Origin of the sequence: Bacillus sp. FSL W8-0848, assembly GCF_038007805.1 — a bacterium.
GTDB classification, from domain to species: Bacteria; Bacillota; Bacilli; order Bacillales; family Bacillaceae; genus Bacillus; species Bacillus glycinifermentans.
In genome coordinates this window covers 1667612-1680257 of record NZ_JBBOYB010000001.1, presented here as the reverse complement: position 1 = coordinate 1680257, position 12646 = coordinate 1667612, and the positions used below count along the sequence as shown (strand labels likewise).

Sequence of the window (12646 nt, the reverse complement as noted above, 5' to 3'; positions counted from 1 at the left end):
TATACTGCGATGTTCTGCTAATTTCAATGCAGGCCGCCCCACTATGCGTGCCTGCCGCGAACCTCTACGGCTCGATGGATTTGCATCACTTCTCGTTTACACATATTGACTCAGTTTGTTAAAGAGAATAGTGACAGTTCGGCTGTTGATGTATCCTTTTTCTCAAGCTTCAAGATTCAACGTATTTGTTCAATTTTCCTAATACACCTTTACTTGTTATTTCGATAAAAGCAAGTAGCGGCTACCTGCTTTTGAGGTAATACATATAGCAAGCCAATAGGGAATGACATTCCCTCCTTTAGTCCGCCGCTTAAACCCGTATCAATCGTCTGGCTAACAATTGATAGGTTGCGCACTAAACTATTCAGGGGGCTGTAATTTGTTAAATATGGTGCAATGAAATGATCGATATCACTGTTAGTGAGGATCTGTGCTGCTTGTTCATGAACATAAAAAAAGACACTGACCATCAACTATGTTCAGTGTCAAGGCGAAAATCGCTCTTTATTTTAATACTTTTACTTTAACGGTTTTGACGCCCCAATTTCTTGCGTCAGATTTGCTTGGAACAAATACGTCAATTTTGTTTCCTTTAATGGCTCCGCCGGTATCTCCCGCAGTCGCTACACCATAGCCTTCAACGTGAACTTTTGAGCCCAGAGGAATCACGTTAGGATCGACGGCGATGACTTTGGCGTTCTTGTTGGCTTTCAAATTGATTCCTGTAGCTGTGATACCGGACATTCCGCCGTCATTAGCAGTATAAGCCGTTGCAGTAACTGTCAGCTCTTTTACCGCGTTTTGAGATGTATTTGATTGAGAAACTGTTTCTTTTTTAGCGGCCGGTTTTTGAACTGGTTCAGCCGGTTTTTGAGCTGGCTCAGCCTGTTCGGTTTTCGGTTTATGTTGAACCGCAGTTTTGGTTTCCGCAGCTTTTACTTCAGTCTGAACAGTTGCCTGCCCATCGACAGCAATTGTTGTATTCGGATAAATTATATCTGATTTGATGTCGTTCCAATTTTTGAGATCATTCACTGTAACGCCGAATTTTTGGGCGATTTTCCAGAGTGTGTCTCCCGCTTTAATTGTATATTGTTTCTTTTCTGTTGTTTTTTCTGAAACGTTCAGCTTCTGGCCTGGAATAATAACATCAGAAGCAAGCTGGTTCCAATCTTTTAGATCCTTCAGGCTGACACCTTGTTTCTGCGAGATTCCCCAAAGTGTATCACCTTTTTGGACTGTTACTTCTTTTGCAGAGGCACTCGCTCCGAATGCAGTTGACGACAGCGCCGCAACCGCAACAAAGGACATAAACGTCTTCTTCATAAGTAAATCCTCCCTTGTTAGCTTTTTATTGTCCGGCTAACAGGAGCAATCGTAACATATGAAAATGTCAATTCAATAACAAAACAATTTGTTTTTGATTACAGTTCTTTTACAAGAAACATTTTCCACGCCTGTCTAAGTCGTTATAAACCCAGTCATATCAACGGTTCTCCCGATCTTTCACTTTTCTAATAAAGAGATTTACCAAATACATTTTTATCATTCATTTTCGGCTTTATAGGCTTTTAGCTCCTGTAAAAATAAAGCGCCGTATTTTTGTCTTTTCTGCTCCCCTACTCCTTTGACATCCATTAATTCATCCTCGGTCAACGGCATTTTGCCGCTCATCTCCTTCAATGTTTCATCAGAAAAAACGACGAATGGAGGCACTCCCTGCTCCTGTGCAAGCTTGCGGCGCAGCGTTCTTAAACGCTCGAACAACCGGTCATCCTGAACAATTTGGGCGGTTTTCATCTTTTCTTTTCGGGTGACCTCTTCCCTTCCAAGCAATACGTTCCGCCCCTTATTTGTCACAAAAAGAACGGGGTATGTTCCGTCAGACATCCTTATGTATTCATCGGCAATCAAAAATTCTATAAAATCGCTGATCTCAAGAATGGTCTGATGCTTTAAAATACCGTACGTCGATAAATGCTGAAAGCCGTTTTCGATGACTTTTTTATTTTTAGACCCAGAAAGAACCTGTGCGACCATAGTTTTCCCGAACCTTTCGCCCATTCTCATCATGCAGGATAATACCATCTGCGCTTCTTTTGTGACGTCTGTTGCGTTTCTCGTATCAAGGCAGCTGCCGCACCTCCCGCAGTCTTCGGTCTGTTTTTCGCCGAAGTAACCGAGAATGAACCGTTCAAGACAGCCTTCTGTATGGCAAAAATCAACCATCTGTCTCAGCTTTTTCATTTCCTGCGCCTGCATGTCTTCATCGTCTGTAGACTGCTCGATTAAAAAACGCTGCAGCCGGATATCCTGAGGTGAAAACAACAGAATGCACTCACTGTCAAGACCGTCGCGTCCGGCGCGTCCCGCTTCCTGATAATAGCTCTCCATGTTCTTTGGGATCTGATAGTGGATTACATACCTGATATTTGTTTTATTGATGCCCATTCCGAATGCGGAAGTGGCTGCCATTACGCTGATGCTGTCATTTAAAAAAAGGTCCTGCTGGCGCTCCCGCTCTTCATCATTCATTCCTCCGTGGTAGCACCCGGCGGCTATCCCTTTTTTCAAGAGATTTCCGGAAATTCTTTCAGCCTCGCGTCTAGTCGCAGTATAAATAATCCCCGCTTCAGAGCGGTTTTTTTCGATATAGCATTCGATGAACCGGTCCCTGTTTTCACCTTTTACGATTTTAAACGTCAGATTGTCTCTGGAAAATCCGGTGTAAACGGTGTTTTCTTTTTGGATGCCGAGCTGTTCGCAAATATCTTCATGAACTTCAGGCGTTGCGGTCGCCGTTAGTGCAAGCACGACGGGACGGCTTACGAGCGAGCCTAAAAAGCTTTCAATATTCCTGTAGCTCGGCCTGAAATCGTGCCCCCACTGCGAGATACAGTGGGCTTCATCTATCGCCGCAAGCGGAATATGAAGATTGGAAATCACACGGATGAATTCCGGGGAAGTTAAGCGCTCCGGTGTGACGTAAAACAGCTTGTACCCGCCCTCTCTTAAGATGGAAAGACGTTCCTCAACCTTGCGGGTATCGAGTGAGCTGTTGACGTATGAAGCTTTGATCCCAAGCTCGTTTAAGGCATCCACCTGGTCTTTCATCAGTGAAATTAAAGGGGAGATCACCAGTGTCGTACCTTCCAAAAGCAGAGCGGGAATCTGATAGCAAATCGATTTGCCTCCCCCTGTCGGCATAATGCACGCCGTATCCCGCTCTTCTAAAACGGATTGAATGGCTTCCCGCTGTCCCGGCCGCAATGACGGATAGCCAAAATAACGCTGTAATAATGATTCGGCTTTCTCTAACATTCAACTGAAAACCTCTCTTTTGCTAGTCTTCTTCATGTGCCTCCATCATATCATATTTGTGACGGCAGATAATCATCCTGGGAAAAATCGCAAAATGAAGAACGAAAAAGATATTTTAAAAGGTTGAAGCCATTTTACTCGCTGATCTGAGGGTTTCAGCTGCTTCGCTGCAAAGGCTTCTGTATTCTAAAGCACTGTCGGAACTGATCTCGCCTGTAGCCATAAATCTCAAATTCCACAGCTCTCTTAATTCCGACACCGCTTCTTTCGTGATCCCTCCTTGTTCATAAAGCGTATCGATGACATGCAGCACACCCTGACTGCCGGAATCCGATTCCAGTCTTTTGGCGGCCTCACGCAGCGCCTCCTCAACCTCGGCCCATGCGCTTTCGACCACGGCTTGCGGCGGATTATCGGCCTTTATCGACACCAGAGCACGGTTTCTTTTGCCGCGTGCCGAAGCCAGCGCCTGAACACGCATGCCGAATTCCAATTCGAAATCTTTATATTTTAATTTGATAAGTTCCTTCAGCCGTTCGGATACAGGTTCCTTTAAGAGCCATACGATCGTTGCCAATGTAACGGGCCACGCTAACGACTGGACCATCGAAGATACAAACTCAAGCCAATCCATGAATCAGCCTCCCATATCGTTTTTTTTTAAAAACAGACGAAATTTTGCGAAAGAAGAAAAAGAATACGGAGTGTTTTGCATGTGGATCTTCATTGTACTGCTCATCATGTTGACCGGATTCTCCGGAACGATGATCACGATACTGAGAACAATGGTGAAACAAAACAATAGAATCATTGAGTTGTTGGAGGAAAAAATGAAACGGCCGGATGAGAAAAGGCGCTAGACGGTACATTTGCGAGATCTGACTGCTGTTTCAGCAAGTCCGCCAGCGCTTTTCCAAATCTATACTATCATGCCGCATCAAAAAATTGAATATTCAAACGATTAAATGTGAATTAAGACCTCCCTTCATTCAACCGATATTACATGGTAAGGAGGTGGTTTTGTTGGATATCGCAGCTTTATCGGTGGCTATGAGTCAATCCTCGCTGGCCCAAAACGTGAATATTTCACTAACGAAAACAGCTATGGATACCGCCAAGCAAAATGCGGAACAATTGATCGACGCAATACAAGCGCCCCACCCTGTTTCAGGACATCATATTGATCTGAAAGGCTAAGGTGGAAAAGCATGCATTCAGTCAGGCTGGATGCACGCTTTCTTCTGAAAAACGAAAAAAATTGGATTTTCCCCCTTTATTTTTTCATTGCTTTATACTATAATATTGTTCTGTGTCCCAGTAGCTCAGGTGGATAGAGCAACAGCCTCCTAAGCTGTGTGTCGGGAGTTCGAATCTCTCCTGGGACGTATTCAAAGATGAGAGTCAAATCCTTGGTATTTAAGGGTTTGGCTTTTTTTATTTGTGATTTCGGTCGGGTTATCATGGATCTTTGATCATTTTGGCAGCGGATTTATTTCAGAAAGTAAATAAATTACTCGTTTTAAACAACATTTTTCGAGAACAATTGTTTCCATTCGATTTTTTATCCCCATAAGTTTTTTATAAGCGCTGCTTCTTTTTTTTTCATTTTTTAACGAACGCTACCCTGTCAAAGTAGTTAATGCTTCTAAACAAATATATTCGATTCCGATAACCTCCTTTACTTCATTGTTGTTTTCCTTTAAGGAGAAGTTCACACATCTTTCATTGGTTAACTTTCCGTTTCACAAACTCTCCACACGTTTCAAATATTTAACATGCTAAACTAGACTTGAAAGCAAAATGAAAACCCAGGAGGGTAAATGATGAAAAAACTTATTAAAAGTTTATTGGCATTATCATTGATTTTAGGAATCGTCATTTCTCCGGCTCTTGCTCTTAACGCCCCTGCCAAAGCAGCGTCAGTCAAATCTTACGGTGTAACCTACACTACAATGAAGGTTGGCGATTCTAACGTATTTATGGGAGGAGACCGGTATCAAGTCCTCAATGGTCAGGGCGTTCTTGAGATTAATCAATATGGTATGGTTACAGCCATAGGTCCTGGTAAAGCGACTGTTGTTGTTTATAAAAACGGTGTTATTTATTGGGTGCATTATGTAACTGTTGTCAGATGATTAAGAACGGATTATCTGCTCTTCAGGCTGTCATATTTTTTCGATGGCCTGAAGAGCGCCAGTAAATAGTGAGAATCGATTTTTTTGCTGGGCACACTTTTGCTGAAATATTCTTTTAAAAACGGTCCACACCAAAGAAGCTCCCTTTGCCACCAATCGTCTGATCCGGGATATACTCACTTAAGTGAGTATATAAAAACAGCATCTTACAGCGACAGGCTCAATGTTTCAATACACAAGTGAAAACGATTCCCCATGCAAGCGGGATCCTGCCGCTTGCGTTCCCCACGCTCAATACTGTGAAGCTGACAAACATCATCATCGATATATCTGGGTGCACACTTGATAAGGAATAAGTTCGTCTCCCATTCCGATTATTAAAAAAGCGGCCGTCAATCTGCTGCAAAAACCATATGCAAAAGATCATCGACGGCAGGCTCTCCGTCTTGGACTCAGGTATACGTTCGTTTTCTTGTATCTTTCGTATAACAAAGCGTAAAAGAAAAAGCCCCCCATTTTATCAGATTTTCCTTGGATTTGAACATAAAAAAACCCTAAAAGGCAATAGCCAATCAGGGTTAAAAATAAATATTATTTACTCAAAGTCTTCAAACTAACAATTGAAAAATTGTACTTTTTCATCGAAAAAGACTGTATCTACATCATTAACATCAGAAACGGCAGAAACATTCCCTTTATCCCAATACCATTTGTTAGATATAGATGCGAGTATTGCTTCTGCTTTTTTTATATCAAGAATACTTGGCATTTCTATAGAACATACAATCTTAAACCAACCACCGATTTTCCAATAAGGTTCGTCCTTGTCGTAACATCCGTTAATATCAATACTTTTCTTCCTAGCTTCTATCTCTAATAATCCTCTCCTCATTCAAATCTCCTCTATTCACCTTCTCTTTCAAGCATTTTAAGATTAACACTCCCTCTTTGCTGCTCAAAAAGTTAAAAAACGCCTTGTCGCTACAGTCTTTTATTTGCTTCTATCACCTCATTAAGATAACTGCATTCTTCAGTTTCAATACAATATGATAAACAAAAAGAGATGATCATTTGTGATCATCTCCGCACAATATTTTTCCATACTGAAAGTAAGTTGTTCTTCTTAGCGGCCGTATAGTCAGTATCTAATTTTAATTCAAACTTTTCATTCATGTATCTCGGTATTATATGAAAATGTAGATGTTTAATATCTTGTTGAGCAAAATGTCCGTTATCCGATAGTATAGTATAATCTTTACAAATACCTGAGTTAATTAAAATTTGAGGTACATTTATAAGAGAATTCATTAAAGCATTTGAAAGTGACGGATCGTTTATTTGATCTAATCTTTCAATATGAAGATTAGGGATAATTAGTGTATGACCACATGATATAGGATTTATATCGAGAAATGCTGTTACAAAGTCATTTTTGTATATCTCAAAACAAGAAACTTTTTGACTAACTATATCACAAAATATACATTTGTCCATCTCATACTTCATACTTTGTTAAGTGACCCTCTCTTTCTGACATTGTTTTCGCACATAACAAAAAATAAAACTCTCAACACCTTCAAATCGAATGTATGCTCCCTATGCATTATACATTTTTAACCGATTTCTAAACAAAAAACCCTCATTCAGAAAGGACTTTCATCACTGTCATTCCCTGTTTCTTTTTTAATAACATAACGACCACGGTATATCTTTTCTACTTCAGGGTAATGCTTCATTAATCCCTTCATAAAAGTCGTCATATTGTGGATCGACATTCCTGTTTCTTTTTGAATCTCATAACATCGTATTTCACCTTTATGATTCCTTAAAATCTTTAATGATGCCACACGAAGTTTTGAGTTTTCGCCCCAGGCTTAGTTTTCTTCTAGGATTTGAGGAAGACACAACTGGCGGATTTGTTTTCTCTGGTTTGTTTTTTAAAAGGACTGCCGTTTTAATTTGCTAACTCTAATAAGGATTTTTTGTGGATCATGTTTGCATCGGTTACTTCGACTGGATTGTTTTGATTATCTAATTCACGCAGCTTTGAATAAATTTCATTGCGCTCTTCCCGTTGTTGACGCAGCAAATTAATCTCAGCATCATTAAGTTACTCAAGCCTTAAACGTAATGTAAACATAACCCTATCTCCTAAAAAACATTATTTGATTATAGTTTATAGGACTTCATATGTTTAACAATTGATTTTTAATTAATTTCAAACAACAAATTCTTTTTAGAAAAACCTCCCCTATAGCATCCAAAACTCGGCTTCGATCCCATTCTTTTGGGAAAAAGGTTGATATTCCAATTTTTTTAACCCCATCAACTTCAATTTCTGCCTTATAGACACCATTTTTATCAGGCTTAGTTTCAGTGCCAGGTATAATCTTCCCTCCACCCATCATACTTTCATGATGATAGCCTACAGCTTTTCCACGCCTATTTATTTCCCCATGATAAATGTGTGTATCATGGTACCTAAATTGTATTTCCTGTTACCTTTAGTTAAATCAGAGACTTTCTTTGCAAACTGAATAAACTTTTCTTTTATCTTCTCACCATTGAGCACATTATAAGGAACTTTCCCTATTCCTGCAAACTCGACCTGCGGCTCAAAAGGATTGTGCATTTGAATCCCTTTTTTAGTTTGAATAATAAAAACCTTGAGTAGCAACTGCCTTTCAAGGTTTTTTTTGAAATGAATTAAATTTTTGGAACATCAACCACATGTCCTGGTGACTGTATTATAAAGCAACTCTTCGAGGAAATTAATATTTTTCTTATCCATTACTTTATTACCTCCTAACACACATACTACATAACTTTGTTTGACATGGTTTAGGTCTGATCAATCTCATCCACAGTCCATAAGAAAAAGCTCTCTTTCCAGAGAGCCTTTGTACCCCTTTAAAATTTCTTTCAGAATAATATGCAGTTTATGACCAACATCTTTCGGACAAACCACCAAAACACTTATCTAATTTATGGGAGGTGTATTTTAAATATCAGCAAGGAATTTTTTTCTCAAAGACTCAATCATATCAATTTCACCATTATAATCTACGTTATTAACATAAGATTCATTCATTTTTTCAAAAAAATAGTCCGCCCCTTCAATTAATGCAAGAAGGAAGTCTCTTTTAGGTACGGCAGCTTTAACTTGAGTAGGAGCATCTAATTCAAAAAGTAATAAATCATTAGATAATGATCGCATACTTAAACGTAACGGCTGATCTGGAAAGTAAGTTTCACCATATCCTGTATTCAAAACATTCTCGATTACATTTAATAAATATGCCCACAAATCATCAACTAAATCCCATGTGGTTACATCCATCAAAATTTGATCATTAAATTTTATTATTATTGCGCCTTCAAGATAGTCAAAATCCAATATATGTTCAATACTTTTTAAATCATTCATGTTATTAATATCTACAAAATAATCATTTTGCTTTGATTTCAATATCGATAAATCAGTAATTGTTTTATCTGGTCTACGAATTAATGTATTAATATAAAACAAAATTTTCACCTACTCTACTGGATAGAATTGACCTATTCGTCCTTTTTTAAAACCAACTACATATTTTACTCCGTTATACGTTCCTGTTATTTGCTGCTTACCTGTTGTTCCCCTAAAGTCTTTTTCAGTCAAAACCCCTCGGTTTTGTTTTAAAATAGATTCTATAGCGTTAGCTATCTCTTCTATAGACAAATCCTTCTTGAAAAAAGACTGTGTGGTTTTAACTGATCCGTCCCAATATTCAGGATGATGTCTTTCCAAAATATGCTTCATCCCTTTTTTATCTAGTAAGAACCGTTGATTTCCAAATGTCATTTTTCTGCTTTTGAAACTAGACAAGGCATTAACGACTTTTTCGGAAGTAGCTTTATTTATTCTGATATCGCCTTTCTCAACATCAGCAAGTTCCCTTATACGCCGAATAAGGTTGTCTCTAAAGTTTTCACCATCAATAGCATTATAAGGTACTTTCCCCCCACCAGCCAACTGAACTTGAGGTGCAAAAGGATTGTGCATTTGAATCCCTTTTACTTTGGAAGCGACCCTTTGCATCGATTTTTTAAAAGACGCTACGCTTTTTTCCACAGCCTCTTTCGAAGCTTTAATCGTTTTGTTCGCTACTTTTTTAGAAGCTTTACTCGCTTTGGCTGTGACCTGTCCAACCTTCCCCGCTTTGGCCACTTTTCCTACTTTGTCAACGCCTTTTGAACTAACAATCGATGTACCGACCATTCCAACGGCATAGCTAAACCATCTAGCTTGGGTATAAGAATCGCCATTGACTACATCTCGCTCGTAAGACTCTTCAATCCCCTGTTTCATAATATTAAATACTTTTACGGGATGATGAATCGTATAATTAATGCCCTCAATCGTTTCGTCTGGGTGAGCGATCATGTCCCATATGCCTACAGCAGTATCGACAACTGCATTTTTGATTCCTTCAGCACTTCCTTTAATGGCGTTGCCAAAATTACGAGAGCCTTCAATTCCATTGAAATACCGTTGTTGCCAAGGGGAAAGATTTTCATATCCAATTTCCTTGGCAATCTCATAAAACTCTGAAGCTGTTGAAAAGTCATAATCATCAAGCTTCTTCTTTAACTTGGAAATTTTGATATCATGTTCACTAACTTCGCTAATCTCTTTTTCAAGCTTTGATCTCTTATCAAGCTTATCCAACATGACTCCCATCGCTGTCTCTTGATTCCCGCTCAAAGCATCCAACTCATCCGGTTTTAAAATCGATCCTTTTTGATAGGCGGCAATCTCAATTTTAGGCCCCGTATACATTTTTTCAAGTCTTTTTATGTATTGTTGCATCGTCTCAAGATCGTTTTCAGCAGTTTTGAGGGCGCTTGTTTGTTCCCTGTCAAACGTATGCAGCTTTTCAATCGTCTGATTGATGTCAGTCAATGCTTTTCTATTCTGCTCATGAAATTCGTTGTCATTTAAATCTGGCAGATCGACAATAAGGCTGACTTTTGAAATCGCGGCATTGGCTTTGGACACCAAATGTTTCGTTGTTCGATCAGCCGCGTTCAAACCTTGCTCCAATTCGTGATCGAGAAAGGATTGCGAAATATATCCGTTGTGATTCGGCTCCAAGGAATTCAATGCATTTTTAATTTTTTCAATGCCGATTCGTATTCGTCAATGAAAGTTTCGTAGAACTGAAGAAACGGAGTGTGGCATTCTTCGTAGAAAGCACGAATCACGTCTCCCCCTTTTCCTTTTAAAGCATCGTCAAGGGATGTGATGGCTTCAACGCTTTTTTTGATTTTAGCCATTTCATCTGATTGCTTTTTTAACTGTTCCAGCGTATGGTCAATTGCTTTGTGCAACGCCTGAACGTCTAAAGTTTTCATGACATTCTCCTCTAATACTAAAGTTACAATCAGTATAGAGTTTACCACTTTATAGAAGGGAATTGGTGGATAAATCCTGCTTATCCATGAAAATGAATCTTAGTGATTAGGCCTTTAAACCCACAAGAAGGAAGGGAAATAGCCCGGCTTGCATAAGTAAATCCAAGAAGATTCCGCCCTTAGGCTTTAAAATATTGTATCAATTACTGTATCCCAAGCTGTTGAAGTAGGATCAATGATTTTAAAATGTTCCACATCTGGCAGCACAACTAAGCTTATATTGCTGCCCATTTCTATTGCCTTTGAATAGTAATTTTCACTTAACTCTACTGGAACATGCCGATCTAATACACCATGAATTAAAACATGATCTATTTTCATTGGTAACAACTCAATTGGAGAAGCAACTTTATATCGTTCAGCCACCTCATGCGGAGCCCCACCCATTAGTGCGGATACATGACTTTTCATCCCTTTTTCTTTGTGAAATTCCCACATTTTTTTTAAGTCAGTTACTCCAGCCAAACTTATTACTTTCTTAATGGACACAACTAATTCATTAAATGTTTGGTCTGATTTTGCTGCAGATCGAGAGGCTAACCAAAGCGCTAAATGACCTCCTGCCGAATGGCCGACAATCATTATATTTGATAGGTCTAAACGATAAGGTTCCTTTAATTGTAATAAATGATTTATAGCGTCAATTACATCATTAAATGTCCCTGTCCAACCTCCTCCTTCTTCCCCAACTCTACGATATTCAATATTCCAAGTGGCATACCCCCTGCTAGTTAAATCCTCAGCAATAGGATTGTTTTCTTCTAAATCATATCTGGATTTCCAAAACCCTCCATGAATCATAACGACTACCGGGCATCGTTCTTTCCTTTCCGGCAACCGTAATACCCCATATTGTGAGCGGTGTTGACCATAAGAAATATTAACTTTATTAGACATCGTTTTCCCCCCTTCAAATTGAAACTTGAACTTTGTTTACCTGAGCAACTTTCAATTCAATTATTGGAAACTGTAAATTTATTTCATTTTAAAGTTTTTATGCAAAAAAAGACATGTTTTTCATTTTATTAATGCTATGATTTTTCAAGCCTATTGAAAAATGGGGAAATCCAGCAAGGGAGTGGTGTTATGTTTAAGACAAAGCTCAAAAAAACAGTGGGAATGGGTATCGTTGCAGCAGCCTGTTTCATTTCTGCATTGCCGGCCAGCACTGTGTCGGCAAAAGAAAGGAACGATTATACGATAGAATCGTTTCACTATGTAACAGTGGATGGAAAAGACGTGGATTCCCAGATCAACATGAGTAATAAAGCCGACAAAGACATAAAAGTAACCATGGTTCTGCCTGAACAGAATCAAGCTGGCGATTGGCTTGCATATGGCTTTACGAGCAGGAAAAGTTTGCAGGCATTTATCGAAAAAGACAAACAGAGGCTTCAGGACAAATTCAAGATCACAGGCTCCGGTCCTTGCTGTACTGATTTCTATGAATATAAAAATAAAGGCGGACAGTATATTTATTGGAGAGACGGGTTTAAAAACCTGCCTTCCAGCTGGAACGACAGAATTTCCTCTTTGAGTACGGCGTCACCTTCTTCAAGCTATTCGACGACGCTGTGGGAGCATACTTCAACTCAAGGGTATGGAAAAGGAGTCTTGTTTAGACATTCCGATTGGTACGGGAAAACGGCTAATATGGCTTCGGATTGGGATAACAAGGCTTCGGCGATCGAAATCAAGTAACTGGAGAATCCCGGAAGTCTCAAAAATAAAGC

13 protein-coding genes, 1 tRNA gene and 1 pseudogene are annotated in these 12646 nt (G+C 39.2%); 5 read left to right on the top strand and 10 right to left on the bottom strand.

All coding sequences use genetic code 11. From position 1 onward, the window contains the following. Window positions 1–504: 504 nt before the first annotated feature. The 3 genes from NSQ39_RS08860 to NSQ39_RS08850 form a co-directional block, all read right to left on the bottom strand. Window positions 505–1326: a LysM peptidoglycan-binding and 3D domain-containing protein gene (locus NSQ39_RS08860; protein ID WP_046132877.1), complete on the bottom strand. Its 822-nt coding sequence runs from the start codon at window positions 1324–1326 to the stop codon at window positions 505–507. Window positions 1327–1545: 219 nt separating this feature from the next. Then, on the bottom strand, window positions 1546–3321 hold the full coding sequence (recQ, locus tag NSQ39_RS08855) for a DNA helicase RecQ (protein WP_175075074.1): 1776 nt from the start codon (window positions 3319–3321) through the stop codon (window positions 1546–1548). A 115-nt stretch (window positions 3322–3436) separates the two neighbouring features. After that, a complete protein-coding gene (locus tag NSQ39_RS08850; protein ID WP_046132875.1) occupies window positions 3437–3955 on the bottom strand; it encodes a hypothetical protein in 519 nt (172 codons plus the stop codon). Window positions 3956–4034: 79 nt separating this feature from the next. Here NSQ39_RS08850 and NSQ39_RS08845 point away from each other — a divergent pair, with 79 nt between their 5' ends. The 4 genes from NSQ39_RS08845 to NSQ39_RS08830 all read left to right on the top strand — a co-directional run bounded on the left by NSQ39_RS08845 (window position 4035) and on the right by NSQ39_RS08830 (window position 5456). Beyond that, the gene (locus NSQ39_RS08845; RefSeq protein WP_164918161.1) at window positions 4035–4181 is read left to right on the top strand and encodes a hypothetical protein; all 147 of its coding nucleotides are present in this window, start codon (window positions 4035–4037) and stop codon (window positions 4179–4181) included. A gap of 154 nt (window positions 4182–4335) precedes the next feature. After that, the gene (locus NSQ39_RS08840) at window positions 4336–4518 is read left to right on the top strand and encodes a YjfB family protein (RefSeq protein WP_373687983.1); all 183 of its coding nucleotides are present in this window, start codon (window positions 4336–4338) and stop codon (window positions 4516–4518) included. Between the two features lie 114 nt (window positions 4519–4632). Then, window positions 4633–4706 (top strand) — tRNA-Arg (locus NSQ39_RS08835). Between the two features lie 438 nt (window positions 4707–5144). Continuing rightward, complete coding sequence (locus tag NSQ39_RS08830) at window positions 5145–5456, top strand: hypothetical protein (RefSeq protein WP_175075073.1); 312 nt, start codon at window positions 5145–5147, stop codon at window positions 5454–5456. Between the two features lie 613 nt (window positions 5457–6069). On the opposite strand, the gene NSQ39_RS08825 is transcribed toward NSQ39_RS08830, so the two are convergent. The 7 genes and pseudogenes from NSQ39_RS08825 to NSQ39_RS08795 all read right to left on the bottom strand — a co-directional run bounded on the left by NSQ39_RS08825 (window position 6070) and on the right by NSQ39_RS08795 (window position 11810). Continuing rightward, window positions 6070–6348 carry a hypothetical protein gene (locus NSQ39_RS08825; RefSeq protein WP_175075029.1) on the bottom strand — a complete coding sequence of 93 codons (279 nt, stop codon included), beginning with the start codon at window positions 6346–6348 and terminating at the stop codon, window positions 6070–6072. Between the two features lie 185 nt (window positions 6349–6533). Then, window positions 6534–6950, bottom strand: a complete 417-nt coding sequence (locus NSQ39_RS08820; protein WP_236809500.1) for an HIT domain-containing protein — start codon at window positions 6948–6950, stop codon at window positions 6534–6536. 149 nt (window positions 6951–7099) lie between these two features. Continuing rightward, window positions 7100–7303, bottom strand: a complete 204-nt coding sequence (locus NSQ39_RS23070) for a Rok-like winged helix domain-containing protein (protein WP_419761770.1) — start codon at window positions 7301–7303, stop codon at window positions 7100–7102. Between the two features lie 339 nt (window positions 7304–7642). Continuing rightward, complete coding sequence (locus tag NSQ39_RS08810; RefSeq protein WP_309245899.1) at window positions 7643–7906, bottom strand: EndoU domain-containing protein; 264 nt, start codon at window positions 7904–7906, stop codon at window positions 7643–7645. A gap of 551 nt (window positions 7907–8457) precedes the next feature. Beyond that, window positions 8458–8985 carry a hypothetical protein gene (locus tag NSQ39_RS08805; RefSeq protein ID WP_175075071.1) on the bottom strand — a complete coding sequence of 176 codons (528 nt, stop codon included), beginning with the start codon at window positions 8983–8985 and terminating at the stop codon, window positions 8458–8460. A 9-nt stretch (window positions 8986–8994) separates the two neighbouring features. After that, window positions 8995–10853, bottom strand: a pseudogene (locus tag NSQ39_RS08800) (T7SS effector LXG polymorphic toxin). A gap of 186 nt (window positions 10854–11039) precedes the next feature. Then, window positions 11040–11810, bottom strand: a complete 771-nt coding sequence (locus NSQ39_RS08795) for an alpha/beta hydrolase family protein (protein ID WP_046132872.1) — start codon at window positions 11808–11810, stop codon at window positions 11040–11042. 189 nt (window positions 11811–11999) lie between these two features. Here NSQ39_RS08795 and NSQ39_RS08790 point away from each other — a divergent pair, with 189 nt between their 5' ends. Then, window positions 12000–12614, top strand: a complete 615-nt coding sequence (locus NSQ39_RS08790) for a hypothetical protein (RefSeq protein ID WP_082094180.1) — start codon at window positions 12000–12002, stop codon at window positions 12612–12614. Window positions 12615–12646 lie beyond the last annotated feature (32 nt).

Bases quoted from the DNA above. Each gene is read 5' to 3' on its own strand.
- NSQ39_RS08860 (WP_046132877.1), bottom strand. From the start codon at position 1,326: ATGAAGAAGACGTTTATGTCCTTTGTTGCGGTTGCGGCGCTGTCGTCA.
- recQ (WP_175075074.1), bottom strand. From the start codon at position 3,321: ATGTTAGAGAAAGCCGAATCATTATTACAGCGTTATTTTGGCTATCCG.
- NSQ39_RS08850 (WP_046132875.1), bottom strand. From the start codon at position 3,955: ATGGATTGGCTTGAGTTTGTATCTTCGATGGTCCAGTCGTTAGCGTGG.
- NSQ39_RS08845 (WP_164918161.1), top strand. From the start codon at position 4,035: ATGTGGATCTTCATTGTACTGCTCATCATGTTGACCGGATTCTCCGGA.
- NSQ39_RS08830 (WP_175075073.1), top strand. From the start codon at position 5,145: ATGAAAAAACTTATTAAAAGTTTATTGGCATTATCATTGATTTTAGGA.
- NSQ39_RS08825 (WP_175075029.1), bottom strand. From the start codon at position 6,348: ATGAGGAGAGGATTATTAGAGATAGAAGCTAGGAAGAAAAGTATTGAT.
- NSQ39_RS08820 (WP_236809500.1), bottom strand. From the start codon at position 6,950: ATGGACAAATGTATATTTTGTGATATAGTTAGTCAAAAAGTTTCTTGT.
- NSQ39_RS08795 (WP_046132872.1), bottom strand. From the start codon at position 11,810: ATGTCTAATAAAGTTAATATTTCTTATGGTCAACACCGCTCACAATAT.
- NSQ39_RS08790 (WP_082094180.1), top strand. From the start codon at position 12,000: ATGTTTAAGACAAAGCTCAAAAAAACAGTGGGAATGGGTATCGTTGCA.